8 protein-coding genes are annotated in these 18,774 nt (G+C 69.2%); 5 read left to right on the forward strand and 3 right to left on the reverse strand.

Annotation, left to right across the window (positions count from 1 at the left end):
* Nucleotides 1-242: 242 nt before the first annotated feature.
* Nucleotides 243-2,186 (reverse strand): amylo-alpha-1,6-glucosidase, encoded by a 1,944-nt coding sequence (locus Q3W68_RS21505; protein ID WP_302907166.1) that lies wholly within the window; start codon nucleotides 2,184-2,186, stop codon nucleotides 243-245.
* 42 nt (nucleotides 2,187-2,228) lie between these two features.
* Between Q3W68_RS21505 and Q3W68_RS21510 the strand changes: the two genes are divergently transcribed.
* The gene (locus tag Q3W68_RS21510) at nucleotides 2,229-4,949 is read left to right on the forward strand and encodes a glucosidase (protein ID WP_302907167.1); all 2,721 of its coding nucleotides are present in this window, start codon (nucleotides 2,229-2,231) and stop codon (nucleotides 4,947-4,949) included.
* 99 nt (nucleotides 4,950-5,048) lie between these two features.
* Here Q3W68_RS21510 and Q3W68_RS21515 read toward each other — a convergent pair whose 3' ends face one another.
* Both Q3W68_RS21515 and Q3W68_RS21520 read right to left on the reverse strand, forming a co-directional pair.
* Nucleotides 5,049-5,537, reverse strand: coding sequence for a hypothetical protein (locus tag Q3W68_RS21515; protein ID WP_302907168.1), 489 nt, complete (start codon nucleotides 5,535-5,537; stop codon nucleotides 5,049-5,051).
* A gap of 182 nt (nucleotides 5,538-5,719) precedes the next feature.
* Complete coding sequence (locus tag Q3W68_RS21520; protein ID WP_302907169.1) at nucleotides 5,720-7,045, reverse strand: hypothetical protein; 1,326 nt, start codon at nucleotides 7,043-7,045, stop codon at nucleotides 5,720-5,722.
* A gap of 138 nt (nucleotides 7,046-7,183) precedes the next feature.
* Between Q3W68_RS21520 and Q3W68_RS21525 the strand changes: the two genes are divergently transcribed.
* The 4 genes from Q3W68_RS21525 (at nucleotide 7,184) to Q3W68_RS21540 (ending at nucleotide 18,756) form a co-directional block, all read left to right on the forward strand.
* A complete protein-coding gene (locus Q3W68_RS21525) occupies nucleotides 7,184-7,882 on the forward strand; it encodes an HAD family hydrolase (protein ID WP_302907170.1) in 699 nt (232 codons plus the stop codon).
* A 22-nt stretch (nucleotides 7,883-7,904) separates the two neighbouring features.
* Nucleotides 7,905-8,690, forward strand: coding sequence for a DUF4184 family protein (locus Q3W68_RS21530; RefSeq protein ID WP_302907171.1), 786 nt, complete (start codon nucleotides 7,905-7,907; stop codon nucleotides 8,688-8,690).
* A 522-nt stretch (nucleotides 8,691-9,212) separates the two neighbouring features.
* A complete protein-coding gene (locus Q3W68_RS21535; RefSeq protein ID WP_302907172.1) occupies nucleotides 9,213-18,380 on the forward strand; it encodes a DNRLRE domain-containing protein in 9,168 nt (3,055 codons plus the stop codon).
* A gap of 13 nt (nucleotides 18,381-18,393) precedes the next feature.
* Entirely contained in the window at nucleotides 18,394-18,756 is a 363-nt protein-coding gene (locus Q3W68_RS21540; protein WP_302907173.1) for a hypothetical protein, read from the forward strand.
* Nucleotides 18,757-18,774: the final 18 nt, after the last annotated feature.

Raw genomic sequence — 18,774 nt, forward strand, 5'->3', positions numbered from 1 at the left:
ATGGACGTGGCGGCCGAGGCCGCCGACGAGCACCGGCGGGTACTCCCAGGAGAGCAGCAGCACCCGCAGGCGCCGGGCGGGCTGGATGTCGATCACTTCGGCGTCAGCTGACACGCGGCCCCCTTTGAGTTGTGACGTCCCCACCTCAGGCGGCGTCGCCGCGCTGTCCGGTGGGGTCGCCACCCATCCTGCCGAGGGGTCGATAACCGGCGGCGACACGCCGGTTGCCGGTCTGTAACGCGTTACCGGCGCATCCGCCGCGCGCGCAGCACTTCGGCCACCGACCATGCCTGGAACGGGCATCCGGTGGCCGCGTGCGGCGCCGCGCCGTCGGCGGTCTCGCTCACCGAGCCCAGGCCGTCCTCGGCGAGGTGACCCACCAGCCCCACCAGCAGGTCGTCGGTGGGCAGCCCGGCCCGGCGGTACGCGTCCAGCAGCGGCCCGGTCAGCCACGGCCAGACGGTGCCCTGGTGGTACGCGGAGTCCCGCTCGGCGGGTCCGCCCCGGTGCCGACCGGTGAAGCCGGGGGAGTCCGGGGCGAGGCTGCGTGGGCCGAGCGGGGTGAACAGCGCCTCGGTGATCCGGCGCAGCGCGGCCTCGTCCGGCTCCAGCGGCGCGTTCGGCAGGGACCAGGCGAGCAGCTGGTTGGGGCGCAGCAGGTCGTCGTCGTGGTGCGCGGCCCCGCCGAGCGGGTACGCGGGCGCCGGGGCGTCCACCACGTCGTGCAGCCAGCCGGCCGGGGCGGGGAAGCGCTCCCGGAACGCGGCGGTGGCCCGGCGGTGCAGGGCGTGCAGCGCGGCGGCGTCGCGTCCGGCCAGCTCTGTCAGTTCGGCGAGCCCGGCCAGCCCGTTGATCCACAGCGCGTTGACCTCGACCGGCTTGCCGGTACGCGGGGTCACCGGCACCCCGTACACCCGGGCGTCCATCCAGGTGAGCGCCACGTCCGGCGGGCCGCCCTGGGCCAGCAGCCCGTCGGCCGGGTCGACGCCGATGCCGTACCGGGTGCCCGCCACGTGCGCCTCGACCACGCCGTGCAGCGCGGGCAGCAGCTCGTCGCCCAGGTCGGTGTCGCCGGTGACTGTGACGTGCCGGTGCACCGCGTGCAGGAACCACAGCGTCGCGTCGACGGTGTTGTACTCGACCCGGCCGGTGTCGGCGGTGTTCGCCAGCATGCCCTCGCTCAGGGTGGCCGCGTACGCCCGCAGCAGGTCCCGGCCCTCGTCGGCCCGGTTCGTGCACAGGAACAGGCCCTCGTAGGAGATCATCGTGTCCCGCGACCAGGCCCCGAACCAGGGGTAGCCGGCGACCACGTCCGGGCCGGTGGAGGTGCGTACCACGAACGCGTCGGCGGCCAGCGCGAGCGTCGCCTCGACCGCGTCGCCCGGTTTCGCCGCCGCTACCACCGCGCGGCTGCGCCGCCGGGCCGCCTCGACCACGGCGGTGGCCGGCGGCGGCTCCTCGGCCAGGTCGTCCGCCCAGGCCAGCACCGACACGGTCGCGCCCGGCTCGTCGAGCGCGCCGGTGAACCGGCCCGCGTACCAGAGGTCCTCGTCCGGGTGCAGGCCGCGCTCGGCCTCGGTCCGGTGGCGGACGCCGTGCCACCACTGCCCCTCCGGCGTCCAGTCCGGCCCGGCCAGGCGGTACGCGCCGTCGACCACCGCGCCGCCGGCCGCCGGTTCCAGCCGGGGCGCCGGGCCGTCGGCCCGCCGCTCGCCGTGCGCGTCGCGCCAGGTGCAGGCCGCCGCCAGGTCCAGCCGCACCGGGCCGCCGGAGACCAGCCGGTGCACCACCGCGACGCAGGAGCGGCCGTACGTCATGGCGATCTCACGTTCGATCACCACGTCGCCGATGCGCCACCGCCAGCGTGGCACCCCGTCGGCCAGGTCGAAGTGCTCCAGCAGCTCGAAGCCGCGCGGGTCGACCACGCCGGAGGACCACTCGTGCGCGCCGAGGCGGACCTGCCGCCCGGACGGCAGCGTCACCGCCGGGTCGAGGCTCACGAGTCCCACCTTGCGGGACGCCGGCGTGTCACCGGCCACCACGAGCAGCCCGTGGTACCGGCGGGTGCGCAGCCCGGCTACGGTGCCCATGGCGTACCCGCCGCGCCCGTCCGTGACCAGCCATTCCCGCGCGGCGGCGGCGGACAGCTCGCCGCAGACCCGCGGCCCGAAACGGATGTCGATCAACTTTCCTCCACCGGCAGCGAGGTGTGACATGCCACGGCGACAATGGCCGCTGTGGAGAAGTACCCCGGCGGCGTCGAAGATGTGCCAGTGATCACCGACCGGTCGACCTCCGCGTCCCCCGACCCCGAGCGGCACCGGCTCGCCCAGGCCGACGCCGGGGAGCAGGACTGGCGCGCATGGGGCCCCTATCTGTCCGAGCGGGCGTGGGGGACGGTACGGGAGGACTACAGCGAACACGGCACGGCGTGGGACTACTTCCCCCACGACCACGCGCGGTCCCGAGCGTACCGGTGGAACGAGGACGGCATGGCGGGCGTCTGCGACGACCGGCAGACGTTCTGTTTCGCGCTCGCGCTGTGGAACGGGCGCGACCCGATCCTCAAGGAGCGGATGTTCGGCCTCGGCGGCGACGGCGGCAACCACGGGGAGGACGTCAAGGAGTACTGGTGGTACCTCGACAGCACCCCGACGCACTCCTTCATGCGCTGGCGCTACCACTACCCGCAGGCCGCCTTCCCGTACGACGAGCTGGTCGCTGTGAACGCGCTGCGCGGCCGGGACGACACCGAGTACGAGCTGGTCGACACCGGCGTCTTCGACGACGACAGGTACTGGGCGGTGACTGTCGACTACGCCAAGGCGTCCCCGACGGACATGTGCGTGCTGGTCACCGTGGCGAACCGGGGCGACGAGGACGCGACGCTGCACGTGCTGCCCACGCTCTGGTTCCGCAACACCTGGGCCTGGGGGCTGCCCGGCACCGACCGGATGCCGAAGCTGACCGGCGAGGCGGCCGGGGAGCGGGCCGGCGCCCGGCTCGTCGGTGAGCACTGGGTGCTCGGCCAGCTGCTGCTGTCCGGCGACGGCGACCCGGTGCCGCTGCTGTGCGACAACGAGACGAACGCCGAGCGGCTGTGGGGGCTGCCCGGGCGGTCCGCGTACCCGAAGGACGGCATCAACGACCACGTCGTGGCCGGCGCGGCCACAGTCAACCCGGACCGCACCGGCACCAAGGGCGCGCTGCACTACGTGCTGGACGTGCCGGCCGGTGAGCAGCGGCAGATCCGGCTGCGGCTGACCCGTACCGCGCCGCCACCGGCCGCCGCGCCGCCGGCCCCGGCCGACCTGGGCGACGGGTTCGACACGGTGCTCTGGGCGCGCCGGGCCGAGGCGAACCGGTTCTTCGACAGCGTCATCCCGCCCGCCGCCACCGCCGACGAGGCCCTGGTCGCGCGCCAGGCCATCGCGGGGCTGATGTGGGGCAAGCAGTTCTACCACTTCGACGTGGAGCGCTGGCTGGCCGGCGACCCCGGCTCCGCGCCGCCGCCGGCCGGCCGCCGGCACGGGCGCAACAGCGCCTGGTGGCACATGAACAGCTTCGACGTGATCTCCATGCCGGACCCGTGGGAATACCCCTGGTACGCGGCCTGGGACCTGGCCTTCCACTGCGTCACCATCGCCCGGGTCGACCCGGGCTTCGCCAAGGAGCAGATCCTGCTGCTGCTGCGCGAGTGGTACCTGCACCCCAACGGGCAGATCCCGGCGTACGAGTGGGCGTTCGGCGACGTGAACCCGCCGGTGCACGCCTGGGCGGCGCTGAAGGTCTTCGAGATCGACGGCTCCCGCGACCACGAGTTCCTCGCCCGGGTCATGCACAAGCTGCTGCTGAACTTCACCTGGTGGGTCAACCGCAAGGACACCGGCGGCAACAACGTCTTCGAGGGCGGCTTCCTCGGGCTGGACAACGTCGGCCCGTTCGACCGCTCGGCCGCGCTGCCGGTCGCCGGGACGCTGGAGCAGTCCGACGGCACCGGCTGGATGGCCATGTACGCGCTCAATCTGCTCGACATGGCGATCGTGCTGGCCGAGCACGACCGCGCGTACGTGGACACCGCCACCAAGTTCTTCGAGCACTTCGCGTACATCGCCGCGGCGGCGTACCACCAGGGACTCTGGGACGCCGAGGACGCGTTCTTCTACGACGTGCTGCGCCTGGCCGACGGCACGAAGGTGCCGCTGAAGGTCCGTTCGGTGGTCGGGCTGCTGCCGCTCGCAGCCGTCACCCGGCTGACCGCCCGGACCATGCGCCGCCTGCCCGAACTGGGCGCGCGGCTGCGCTGGTTCCTCACCAACCGGCCCGAGTACGCGGAGGTGATCGGCGCCCGCCGGATCGGCCCGGACGGCCGCCAGCAGCGGCTGCTGTCGATGGTCGCCCCGGAGCAGGTGGTACGGCTGCTGGCCCGGATGCTCGACACCGACGAGTTCCTCTCCGAGTACGGGCTGCGCACGCTGTCCCGGGCCCACCTGGACAAGCCGTTCACTGTCACGCTCGGCGGGCAGGAGTTCAGCGTCGGCTACGAGCCGGCCGAGTCGACCAGCGGCCTATTCGGCGGCAACTCCAACTGGCGCGGCCCGATCTGGATGCCGACGAACTTCTTGCTGATCAGCGCGCTGCGCGACTACGCCGCGTTCTTCGGCGACGACCTCCAGGTCGAGTACCCGACCCGGTCCGGGGTCAAGCGCACGCTCGACGAGATCGCCGACGACCTGTCCGCGCGGCTGATCTCGCTGTTCACCCGCGACGGCTGGGGGCGGCGGCCGATCTACGGGGCCGCGCAGCTGTTCCAGACCCACCCGGACTGGCGCGACCTGATCTGCTTCCCGGAGTACTTCCACGGCGACAACGGCGCCGGCCTGGGCGCCTGGCACCAGACCGGCTGGACCGCGCTGGTCGCCGACCTGATCCTCACCCTGCGCCGCTGACGACGAGGCTGCTCGATATCGGCGCGGCGCAGAATCCACGAAAATGGCGGGCGGCCCGCTCCATTCGAGCGGGCCGCCGATGAACTCAACGCTCGATTTTCAGCGGGACCTGGCTACTGTGCACATATTCCAGGTCGGCGACCAACCGCTGGCGACCTTCCATATGGCGGCGTCCGGCAGGCTGTAGTTCACCTTTGCCCAGGACTGTGCATTCTGGCTGCACGTGCGTTGGAAGGTGGGGCCGAAACAAGCCGTCGTCTGGTTGGCGGTGAGGTAGCTGAAGTTGCAGGAGACGGTGGAGAGCGGCTGGCCGACGGAGTACAGGGTCAGCGTCGGCGCCTCGATTTGGATCGTGCTCGACCTCTTGTTGGTCACCGTGACGACGGCCTGGGTCGCCTGGCCATTCACGACCACGCAGACACTGATCGCGGCGATCGAGGTGTCTGAGCTGGCCTGGGAGCAGTGCCATTTGGACGTGTAGGTGTAGGACTGCCAACCGGGGGCGGCCTGGGCCGACGCGGGGAAGGCAAGAATTGCGGCCGTCGTCGAAGCCAGGGCAACAATGAGTCGAGAAGGGGTGGATCGCATTGAGCGGCTCCTCCGTTAGTCCCCGTCAGATATGCGATCCTTTATACGCTAACACTGCGATGATGGTCAATGCCTTGATCCTAAGGCGCTCATAGCGGTATTGCGGAAACGTCGGGGACCGTACGCGAAGCCGATGCCTCGCCGAAGGTGGGGCGCGACGGAGACGCCGCGCCCCCACTCATTCACGGCAGCGGCAGGAACGCCAGCCGGGCGTGGTACTCGCCGGCCACCGTCACCGTGTCGCTGCCGACCCACAGGCCCCGGTCGGTGGCGTACAGCTCCTGGGTGCCGACACCCCGGTCCTTGGTCGGGTTCCACGGCAGCGCCTTACCCGTGGTCGGGTGGATCGCCCCGATGCCCGGCCGGGACACCGCGCCCGGACCGGCCGAGTTGCGGCCCTGCGGGTTGTCCAGCCAGCGCTGGTGGCCCCCGACGTAGACCGCCGCGCCGGTGACCGCCACCGACAGCAGCGTGTCGCCGCCGGTGTAGTTGGCCCAGGTCGGCTGCTTGCCGCCGGTGGCCGTGCCGAACTCGAAGCGTGCCGCGGTGTCGCAGAGCGTGCCCGGGAACGCCGCGCCGGTGGTGACCACTGCGAACCAGGTGCCGTCCGGGGAGATGTCCACCCCGCGCAGGTACGACGGCATCGACCGCGCGCACTGCGGCTGGTAGCGGTCGGTGGCCCAGCCCGAGAGCGTGGCGCCCGTGCCGGACAGGTTCGCCACCGCGAGCTGGTGCCGGGCCACCCCCGACACCGTGCTGAAGTTGCCGGCGAACACCAGTCGGGTGCCGTCGGCGGAGACGTCGAGCGCCTCCACCTTCACCGGCGCGGTGGCCCCGGAGGTGGTCTTGCGCGGCCCGGCCAGGTTCAGGTTGACCGACGCGTCGGCCGCCCCCGTGGTGGCGTTCACCGCCGCCAGGGCGCGTCGGGTCACCCCGCCGACGGTCTGGAACGCGCCGCCGACGATCAGCCGGTTGCCGACCAGCCGCATGTCGTTGACCTGGTTGTTCAGCGCCGGCGTGGTGAAACCGGCGACCCGGGCGCCGGTGGCCGCGTCGATCCGGGCCAGCCGGGACGCCGCCGTGCCGTTGACAGTGGTGAACGCGCCGCCGATGTAGAGCGAGCGGCCGTCCGGCGCGGCGGCGAGCGCCTTGACCGCGCCGTTGACCTGCGGCCGGAACGTCGTGTCGATCCGGCCGGTGGTCGCGTCGAGGGCCACCAGGCGGGGCATCGCCAGCTGGGCCGACTGACCGGCGTTGCGCACCTTGGTGAACGTGCCGGCCACGTACACGCGGTTGCCGATCTGGAGGATGCGATGGACGGTGCCGTCCAGCGCGTGCGGCGTCCAGTCGGCCGGGTTCGTGCCGACCACTGTGGTGTGTGCGGCGTTTACCGCGAGCGCCGGGGATCCCGGCAGCGCCGCGCCCGCGACGGCGAGCGTCGCGGCCACCGCGACGGCCGCGCGGCGCCGGCCCCGGCGCCCGGGTGGGTGATCGGGTGAGATCGTCATGGCCGAAGCATGCCGCCCGACCAGGGATCCCGCAGTCGGGTAGCCGCCGGTAACCGGCCGCCGACCGGATAATCCGCGTGGCCCGTCCGTCGACCGGGCAGTACGGTGTGCGAGGTCCGCGAGGGGGAGGGGGACGCGATGCCGTCGCGCCGGGACGCCGCCGTGCTGGTCTTCGACGCCGACGACACGCTCTGGGAGAACAACGTCCTGTTCGAGCGCGTCATCGACGACTTCCTCACCTGGCTCGACCACCCCACGCTGGACCGGGCCCGGATCCGCGCGGTGCTCGACGACATCGAGCGCGCGAACGCCGTCGCGCACGGCTACGGCAGCAAGGTCTTCCTGCGCAGCCTCGGCGAGTGCCTGGAGAAGCTGCGCGAGCGTCCGGCCACCGCGCGGGAGCGCGCCGAGATCGAGCAGCTCGCCGCGGCGCTGGTCGGGCACCAGGTCGAGCTGATGCCGGGCGTGGCCGAGACGCTCGACGACCTGGCCGGGCGGCACGAGCTGCTGCTGCTCACCAAGGGCGAGCGGGAGGAGCAGCAGCGCAAGCTGGACGCGTGCGGGCTGCTGCACCACTTCCGCGCCGCGCACATCGTGCCGGAGAAGGACGCGGACACGTACCGCTGGCTGGCCCGCGAGCACGCCTTCGACCCGGCCGCCGCCTGGATGATCGGCAACTCGCCGCGCTCGGACATCCTGCCCGCGCGGGCCGCCGGGATGAACGCGGTCTTCATCCCGAACGAGAACACCTGGGTCCTGGAGCACGACGAGCTGGACCCGTCCGACCAGCGGGTGATCCGGCTGGCCGCGTTCCCCGACCTGGTCCAGCACTTCTGAGCGGGCCGGTAACGTCCGGTAGGTGCCGCTGACCTTCCCGTCGCACCTGGCGCCGGTGCTGCCGCTGAAACTGTGGCGTCCGGGCTGGTTCGACGGGGTGGCGCTGTGCACAGGCGCGGTGGCGCCGGATGTCGCGTACCTGTTCGCCGGTACGGCAGCGGCCCAGGACCTGCGGACGCACACGCTCGGCGGCCTGCTCTGGTGGTGCCTGCCGGTCGCCCTCGTCTACGCGTGGGTGGTACGCCGGGTGGTCGCCGGCATCGCTGTGCACCTGCCCGGGCAGGGGCTGTTCGGCTGGCCCTGGTACGCGACGCTGGCCCGGGTCCGCCACCCCTGGCAGGTCACCGTCTGCTCGGCGCTCATCGGCGCGTTCAGCCACGTGGCGTGGGACCGGGTCAGCGACAGTGAGCGCCTCCCCCGGCTGCTGGGGATCGCCGACTTCCACGCCGTGACCGGCGTGTACTGGTACCGGCTCGTGGACGTGGTGGCCGGTCTAGCCGGCGGGCTGCTGGTGGTCGTCCTGGCCGTGCAGGAGGCCCGCCGCGGGCTGCGGGCCGGCGGCGTACGCGAACCGGCGCCGGAGGCGAACCCGAACGTGTTCTGGCGGGTGGCGCTGGCGGTCACCGGGCTCGGTGCGCTGCTGATGCCCGCGCTGCCGGCAGCCGGCGTGCCCGCGCCGGCGGGCGTACGGGCGCTGCACGTGGCGGCGCTGGCGCTCGTCGCCGGGGCCGTAGCGGCCCGGACCGTCCCGCCGCGGCCGGCCGGGCGCAGTCCGCGTCTCGAAGTCGAACAGCGCGAAACCGGCTGACCCCGTTACGCCGACATGCCGCAATTCCGCATAGACATCAATCACAAGCGCAGACTCCGGTCATCGCTTGTCCGGCCTGCGCGGACGCGCCTAACCTGAGCCGGCGCCCACGCCTCGTCGGGGTGAGACGGGGGCGCACCGGAGTCCGGTGGTAAGAGCACCGTGGAGCTGAGTGCGGGCAGACCGGCTCGCCGCGCGGAGCCCGGCGGAAGGCGTCGTGCCACGCCTGCCGCGCTCCCGCGGCGCAGACCGCTACCCAACCGGACGGCCGGGGTCAGGACCGGGGAGTTGCGGACCCGGTCCTGACCCGTCCGGCCCTGCCGCCGCCGGCCACGCCTACCGTCACAGCCCTCCCGCGATCGATGCGCCCGCCCGCCGTCGTCGGGCGGGTTCTGCCTGTTCGCGGGCCGCCCGTCGGCACTCCCGACGCCGGCCGGGAAGTAGCTGACAAATAGCTGGGCGTGTATCTGTCGTTCCTAGCCTTCACCCGTCCTGTCACCGGAGTTGACCGGAGGGTAACGGGTGAGAAGACCATCACGAGGCGCCCTGATCGGGGGCCTGGCGCTGGCCATGGTGGCCACGCTGGGCGGGGCCGCGGTCCTACCGGACCGCGACCCCGCCGCAACGGAGCAGGCCGCGCCGAGCGGGAAGAACGACGACAGCGGACTGCTGGACCGGCTCGGCGGCGCCGCGCGCGGCCTGGTCGGCGGTGGTGGTCACGGGGCGAAGCCCGAAGTGGTCAGCGCCGGGCTCCACCGCGACGAGAAGCCCGTCGCCGGCCGGAAGTGGCCGGCGCAGAAGCGGGTGAAGGAGTTGGCCGGCCGGCGGAGCGAGAACGCCAAGATCTATCAGCTGTCCGACGGGCGGTTGCAGGCGGAGATCTCCGCCGTGCCGCTGCACTACAAGGACGGCAAAGGCAGATGGCAGCCCATCGACACCACCGTCCGCCCGGTGGACGAGGCCGGCTACGTGCAGGGCAACCGGACGAACGCCTACACCAGCCTCTTCGGCGACAGCTCGGACGAGCTGGTGCGTTTCGAGCGGGACGGCCGTTCGATCGAGCTGGGCCTGGCAGGCGCCGCCAAGAACGTCAGCCCGAAGGTGTCCGGCTCCACTGTGACGTACCCGGGGCTGGCCGGCGGAGCCGACGTCGTCTACGACGTGACGAGCACCGCCTTGAAGGAGAAGATCGTCCTTCGGCAGGCGCCGACCGGCCCCGTGTCGTACACCTTCACGCTGGACACGGCGGGCCTGACCGCGCAGCAGCGCGCGGACGGCTCGATCGCGTTCCTCGGCCGCGACGGCGGCGATCCGGTGTTCGTCATGCCGCCGCCGTTCATGTACGACAGCAAGGCCGACAAGTCCTCACCCCACGGCAAGGTGTGGTCGGACAAGGTCACCCAGAAGGTGACCACCTCGGGTGACACGTCGACGGTCACCGTCACCGCGGACGCGGGCTGGCTGACCGACCGCGCCCGGGTCTACCCGGTGGTGATCGACCCGACGATCAAGTTGCAGCCGGTGCCCACCGACGCGCAGGACGTGCACATCTACTCCGGTGCCACGACCACCAACTTCAACGACACGTACCAGTTGAAGGTCGGCACGGACGCGGCCAACGCGTACCGCACGCTGGTCAAGTTCGACGTCAGCAAGATCGCGCCGAACACGCCGATCGACGACGCGCAGTTGCAGATGTACTACTCGCAGACCCACCACGCGTGGGGCTTCGACGTCGCCATGGAGGCTCGCAAGGTCACCCAGCCGTGGAGCGAGAGCACCGCGACCTGGGCGAACATGAACGCCAACATGGCCGCCCAGCCGGCCGGCAACATGGTCACCCAGGACGACGGCGACGCCGGCACCTCGGTGTCCGGCACCTGGTCGTACTCGGGCAACACCGAGCTGACGCCGCTGGCCGTCAACGGTGACTACCGCTTCAACAGCGACGCCACCACCGGCAACACCCACACCTGGGTGCCGACCATCACCGAGGCCGGCAACTACCAGGTCGAGGTCCACTACGTCTCGGAGTCGGACCGGCCGACGAACGCGCCCTACACCGTGCACTACAACGGCGGGTCGAAGACGTACACCGTCGACCAGACCGGCAGCGCGCGCGGGGAGTGGAAGACGCTCGGCGTGCACCCGTTCGCGGCCGGCACCACCGGCAAGGTGGTGCTCGGGGACGTGGCCGGCAAGTCGGTGATCGCCGACGCGGTGCGGTTCACCAAGTGGGGGGCGGCCACCAAGAAGGCCTCGGTCTCCAACGTGTGGAGCTCCTTCCCGGTCCGCAACGTCGTGCAGGACTGGGTGAACGGCACGTCCGCCAACCACGGCTTCATGGTGAAGGCGGTCGACGAGGCGACCAAGGGCCGCGGCGGCCCGATCTTCGAGGCGTCCGAGTACGCGTACAACAACGCCCGCCGCGACTACAACCTGCCGAAGCTTGTCGTCACGTACGGCCGGCCGGGCGTGGCGGTCAGCCCGCCGACGACGCTCACCGCCACCGGCGCGGTGCTGGACTGGCCGGCGTACGTCGACCCGTCGTCGTCGACGGCTGACGACGCGGTGGAGTACCAGGTGCACCGCAGCATCTACCAGAACTTCACCCCGTCGGCGGCGACCCTGATCGCCCCGGTGTCCACGAGCACGCGCACCTACCAGGACACGACGGCGATCCCGACGGCGGCGGACAACACCGACCCGCTGGCCCGGAAGTTCTACTACTACATGATCGCGGTGAAGACCCGCGACGGGCAGGTCCTCGCCGGGCCCACCCAGTCGGCGATCCTGCCGAAGGCGGGCCAGATCACCCGGATCTACCGCACCGGCACCACCGACACCACGCTCTCCCAGGCCCGCCCCACGGAGAACGTGGACGTCTACGACGGTGACCCGTACGTCAGCCCGGGGAACAACTCGTCCTACTACGGCGACACCCGTGGACTGGTGAAGTTCCCGACGCTGACCGGCATCCCGGCCAACGCCAAGGTCGTCGACGCCGACCTGCGGCTGTACAACAGCGGGCTCTACCCGGGCACCGACACCGACGAGTACGTCGACGTCCACAAGCTGACCCGGAACTTCACCGAGACCGCCGCGACGTGGAACACCTACGACGGCACCAACGCGTGGACCACCGCCGGCGGTGACTACGACACCTCCTGGAAGGCGAGCTACAACCAGTTCACGAACGACCCCAAGTGGGCCTCCTGGGACGTGACGCCCGCGGCCGACGGCTGGGTCAAGGACCCGACGAAGAACTTCGGGCTGCTGCTGCGCCAGCGCGACGAGGCGAACCAGACCGCGCGGGCGGTGCTGCTGTCGTCCGAGGCGCAGGAGCCGCTGCTGCGGCCGACGCTGGAGGTCACCTACCTGGAGCAGACCGCGGAGTCGACGTACTACGCGGCCTCGACCCCGACGCTGGCCACCTCCAACTCCACGTACACGGTGCCGGTGACGCTGTCGAACCCGACTCACGCGGCGTGGAACCCGAGCGACTGGGAGCTGGCCTACGACTGGAAGCGGGCCGACGGGGTCACCGACGGCGCGGACGCCAGTTACGAGCTGCGGACCGCACTGCCGAAGAGCATCCCGGCCGGTGGCACCGTCGACGTGTCCGCGCAGGTGAAGACGCCGCCGGCGTCCACCGACGGCAACGAGCGCACCGACTACGTGCTCCAGTGGGACCTGCGCAACAAGCTGACCGGCAAGAAGCTGTCGGAGACCGCGTCGATCCCGGCGCTGCCGCAGAACATCTCGGTCGAGGAGCCGACCTCCGACCAGCTGGGTCTGGAGAAGTTCTACTCGTACGCGGGGAAGAACACCGGCGCCGGCGGCACCCTGATGAACAACCTGTACTCCGGCAACACGGTCTGGTCGTACAGCGCGTTCAACAACCCGTCCCGGGGCCTGTCGACGTTCGTCCGGATGTCCTACAACTCGCTGGACACCACCGACACGGTGGCCGGGTACGGCTGGTCGCTGCAGGCGTCGTCGATGATGCGTCTGGGCGCCCCGCTGGACTTCCACCCCAACCCGAACCCCACCAAGGTCACCCTGACCGACGGTGACGGCACCAGCCACCGGTTCACCTGGGACGCGACGGCCAACGAGTGGAAGAGCCCGAAGGGCGTGCACCTCTACCTGCAGAAGTACGGCAGCGTGGACTGCAAGCCCAACACCGACGAGCCGAAGGCGTGGGTGCTCACCCGGCCGGACCGGACGCAGTTCTTCTACGACTGCGAGGGCTTCCTGTCGAGCGTCGTCGACAACAACGGCAACGAGATGCTCTTCACGTACGAGGAGCGCAAGTCCAACAACAAGCCGACGAAGTTCCTGCGGTACATCACCGACCCGACCGGTCGGATCACCCTGACCATCGACTACTACGCAAAGGGCCAGACGTACGACTACATCAACGACACCACCTGGACGCGGGTCTCCGGCGCGACGAACCTGACCAACCCGAAGATCATCGACCACATCTCGCAGATCACCGACGTCTCCGGGCGCAAGCTCACCTTCACCTACACGGACAAGGGCCTGCTCGGAGAGCTGATCGACGGCGCCGGCTCGACGAACGGCGCGCCGAAGACGTTCAAGTTCGCCTACGACATGACCCAGGGCAACAAGAACGTCAAGCTGGTCAAGGTCACCGACCCGCGGGCCAACGCGACCAACCTGGTCTACAACTACCCGCAGACCGGGGACGACCCGAAGCTGCACTGGACCACCAAGTCCTACACCGACCGGCTCGGCTACCTGACCCAGTTCGGCTACGTCGACCCGGACGGCCCGCAGGGCAACAACATCAACGCCACGGTCACCGACGCCGAGAACCACGCCACCCAGTACCTGCTGGACGGCTACGGCCGGGCGTACCAGGTCACGAACGCCAAGAACGAGGTCACCAAGACCGGCTGGGACGACGACCACAACGTCATCCGGCTGGAGGAGGCGAACACCGCCGTCTCCACCTGGGCGTTCGACCCCAAGACCGGTTACCCGACCGAGATCAAGGATGCCGAGGCGGTCAAGAACGGCTGGCCGGGGACGGTGCTGACCTACCAGCGCTCGCTCAACGGCTATGTGGCCGAGATGGTCAGCAAGACCAGCCCGGAGGGGCGGAAGTGGACCTTCACCTACACCGGTGAGGGCGACGTCGAGACTGTCACCGACCCGGTGGGCAACACCACGTCGACCGCCGGTGACTACACGAGCGTCAACACCTACGACGAGTGGGGCCAGCTCGTAGCCGCCAAGGACGCCAACGGCAACACCACCAGGTACCTCGATTTCCACCCCAGTGGATACCCGCGGCAGATCGAGGACGCCGGTAAGGGCCTGTCGTACTTCGTCTACGACGACCGGGGCAACACCCGCGAGGTCAAGAACGGCAAGAACGCCAAGGTCACGCAGGATTACGACACCTTCGGGCGACCCACCACCAAGGTGGAGCCGATGGACGCGGCCAACAACCGCTTCATCACCACCAAGGCCCCCGAGTACGACCTGAACGACAACATCACGAAGGCGTACGCGGCCAACGGCGCCGAGTCGATCTCCGTCTACGACAAGGCGGATCAGGTCATCGAGTCGTTCGCTCCGAAGGACGAGGCGAACGACCCGGAGCGCAAGACCACCACGACGTACGACAAGGTCGGCAACGTCCTCACCGTCACCGAGCCGCAGGGCAACCTGACCTCGACGGTGGGCGACTACACCACGACCACGAAGTACGACGCGATCTACCAGCCGATCGAGGTCACCAACGGCCTCAGCCAGAAGGTGAAGTCCGAGTACGACAACGTCGGCAACGTCACGGTCCTGTACGACGCGAAGAAGACCGCCAGCGCGGCTGACGACTTCACCACGAAGTACGACTACGACCTGAACCACCGGGTCGTGAAGACCACTGACGCGGCCGGCAAGTTCACCACCGCCCGCTACGACAAGGACGGCCTGACCGTCGGCACCACGGACGCCGAGGGTAACGAGTCGCTGGCGAAGTACAGCCCGCGCGGCGAGTTGGTCGAGTCGAAGGTTCCGCACAAGAAGGACGCCACCGGCACCATCACCTACCGCACCACGCAGTACGAGTACGACCAGGTCGGCAACCAGACGAAGCTGATCACGCCACGCGGTGTGGCGACGCCGGCCACCGAAGACGCCGACGACTTCTCCGTGGTGACCGTCTACGACGCGCTCAACCGCAAGAAGGAGGAGTGGTCGTCCTACGACAAGGACGACAGCCGTTACAACAAGCCCGACAAGACCTTCTACACCTACGACGACATCGGCAACCTGTCGAAGGTCAGCGCGCCCCCGTCGGACGGGCAGACGGTCCGCAACGACACCGAGTACACCTACTACGACAACGGGTGGACCAGGACGTCCAAGGACCCGTGGGACATCGTCAACTCCTACGACTACAACGACCTGGGCCAGCAGACCAAGAACACGCTGAGCTCGGCCGGCGGGTCGACCACGCGGACGATGACCTGGCAGTACTACCAGTCCGGCAACGAGAAGGGACGGTCGGAGGACGGCCTGCCGGTCGGCAAGGACGTGGTCCTGGTCGACAACACCGACTCCAACAACACCGCCTCGCAGGGCACCTGGAGCAACGGGGCAGCCACCGGGCAGTGGGGCTACGACGTCTCCACCGCGTCGGCCGGCACCGGGTCGGCACAGTTCAACTGGCAGCTGAACATCCCGCGTGACGGCACGTACGAGGTGTTCGTGCGGCACCCGCAGGTCACCGGCGCCGCCACGGACGCGAAGTTCACCATCACCCACGACGGTGGCAGCGTCACCAAGACGGTGAACCAGACGCAGAACACCGGCGCCTGGATCAGCCTGGGCAGCTACTCCTTCAAGGAGGAGGGCGTCCAGAAGATCACCGTCACCGACCAGGCGACCGGCAAGGTGCTCGCCGACGCGGTCAAGCTGGTGCGGGACAACGCCGCCGACGTCGACAACGAGCGTAAGGAGTTCACCTACCGGTACAACCCGAACGGGATGATGGTCGAGGTCAAGGACCTCAGCCCGGGCGCGAAGATCGGCCGGTACGACATCGCGTACGACCAGCTCAACCAGATCTCCACGGTGAAGGAGTTCGCCGGGCTCAACGACACGAGCGCGAAGAACACCACGGCGCTGACCTACGACGACAACGGCAACCCGCTCACCTCGACCCACGACCTCACCTGGTCGAAGATCGAGTACGACTCGCGGGACATGGTCGCCAAGGTCACCAACGCCGACTCGCCGACGGCCGGTAACCAGCAGATCTCGTCGTTCACCTACACCAACCGTGGGCAGCTGCTCAAGCAGACCAAGCCCAACGGCAACACGGTGGACTTCGAGTACTACCTCGACGGCGCCACCAAGCACCAGCTGGAGAAGACCTCCGGCGGGGCGACCGTCGCCGAGCACAACCTGGAATACCAGGCCAACGGGCACCCGTCGCGGGACGTGCTCAAGTTGATGAACGCCGACAACTCGTCGGACTACATCGACAACACGTACGTCTTCAACTACGACCCGCAGGACCGGATCGCCAAGCTGGACAAGACCGGTGACAGCACCTCGACGGAGACCTACACCTACGACGCCAACGGCAACACGGTGTCGCAGACCGTCGGGGGAACGACCAGCACCAGCAAGTACGACCGGAACCGGCTGCACTCGACCACCGCGTCGGGTGTGACGTCGACGTACAACTACGACCCGCTGGGACGCCTCGACACGGTGTCGGTCGGTGGCCAGCGGGCGCAGAAGTACTACTACGACGGCTTCGACCGGACCGCGAAGACCACAGCAGGCATCGGCGCCAACGCCAAGTCGACGACCTACGTGTACGACCCGTTCGACCGGACGGTGTCGCAGACGACGGCCGGCAAGACCACCCTGTTCACGTACCTGGGGATGGACAACCAGGTGCTGCGCGAGGAGGTCGCGGGCAAGGCGACGAAGTCGTACCAGTACGCGCCGTGGGGTCAGCAGCTTACCCAGATCAAGCACAAGGACGACGGCGGGCGGGAGTACTCGCAGTTCATCTACCGGCCGCGTGGTGACGTCATCGGCATCACGAAGGAGGACGGCAAGACCCGGGCGACGTACGGATACACCGCCTACGGCAAGGACGACTCGTCGCAGTTCACCGGTGTGGACAAGCCGGGTACGCAGCCGGAGGGGGCGGAGCCGTACAACGCGTTCCGGTTCAACGCCTCCCGCTGGGATGCGGGTTCGGGCACGTACGACATGGGGTTCCGCAACTACGACCCGGGTCTGAACCGGTTCCTGACGCGGGACACCTATGGCGGCGCGATGGCGGACATGGCGCTGGGGATGGATCCGTTCACCGGTAACCGGTACGCGTTCGCCGGCGGGAACCCGATCAGCTTCATCGAGTTGGACGGGCACCTGTTCGGGATGTCGTGGTCGGACATCGGTCACGCCACCCTGGACGTGGTCGGGATGGTGCCGGTGGTCGGTGAGGTAGCCGACGTCGCCAACGGCATCTGGTACGCGGCCGAGGGCAACTACGTCGACGCGGCGCTGTCGATGGCCTCGGCGATTCCGCTGGCGGGTAACGCGGTGACGGCGGCGAAGCTGGCCAAGACCGGCAAGAAGATCGCCGACGGCATCGACACTGCCAACGACGTCAAGAAGGGCGTCGAGGCGACCACCGACGCGTCGAAGGCGCTGCCCACCAACACGCCGAAGCCGAAGACCGATACCCCGGGCAAACCGACGAAGTGCAACAGCTTCGTCCCGGGCACCAGGGTGCTGCTGGCCGACGGCTCGACCAAGGCGATCGAGGACGTGAAGGTCGGGGACCGGGTCCTCGCCCCCGACGTCGAGTCGGGCGACCAGCAGAGCCGTCCGGTCACCCATCTGATCCCGGGTGGCGGGGTCAAGAAGCTCGTGACCATCGTCGTGGACACCGATGGCAAGTCCGGCGACAAGACCGGCACCATCGTGGCCACCGACGGTCACCGGTTCTACCTGCCGGACTCCGGGGTCTGGGTCACCGCCGGCCAGCTCAAGGCCGGCACCTGGCTCCAGACGTCGTCGGGCACCTGGGTCCAGATCTCTGCCATCCGGCACAAGACCCAGGTCCAGCGAGTACACAACTTCACCGTCGACGGACAGCACACCTACTACGTCCTGGTCGGCGAAACCCCCGTACTCGCCCACAACGATGCCTGTCCCAACAAGGCAGCCCAGGAAGATCTGGCCAACTTGCGTCAGCAGACAGGAATGAAGTCGGTCGCGCAGGAGGACGCCGACTATGCCGCTGCGCTGGCTGCCGGAGTGTCGAAGAGCAAGCTGCCCAAGAAGAACACCCTCGCCCGCCTTGACTATGGAGGTCAGAGCTTCTACGGGCAGAACGGACGCAACATCGGACGACCCGTAGGCTTCCCCGGCAAGGGAAACAGGATGACAGCCACCTCCTTCGAGGACCACGCCGAAGGTGACGTCTTCTCGCAGGCTCTGGCCGGCACGACTCGTGGCGGATCGGCCAATCTGTTCGTCGACCGTGCGCCCTGCCGGTTCTGCCGGAACAGCATGGCGGGATATGCCGACCAACTCGGATTGGATAGCCTGCATGTCTACGGACCGCAAGGTCTGCACGGCGTGTACCAGAGGAGTGTCGGCAGATATGTCCCAGTCTGAGGATTCACCGAGCGTGAAGATCGAAACCTTCGTGCCCGAATATCAGAGCCGGGAAGTGAGTCTAGAGGAGGCCCTAAGGGTTTACCAGACGCTCGGGAAGACGTCGGCCAGCTTTACCTGGAACGACTGCGGAGACGAGGTTCTGACTCTCAGCGTCGGGGAAGACCATTCGACTGTCACGCTGTTGAAGGATCGCTCCTTCTACGACCTGGAGCATGCCGAACTTCCGGGAGAGGTGCTTATCGAGATGGATGGGAGTGTCGTTGAATATCCGCGGGCATTGGTCCTGCCGCGCGAGAAGGGATTGGAAATCCTGAACATCCTTCCGGACTTCGATCGTGTGTTCGAAAGCTATACCTGGAAGGTTCAGGATTAGTGGGCTGCATCCGCCGAT

Source organism: Micromonospora sp. C28ISP2-4 (genome assembly GCF_030519385.1).
Lineage (GTDB): Bacteria > Actinomycetota > Actinomycetes > Mycobacteriales > Micromonosporaceae > Micromonospora > Micromonospora tulbaghiae.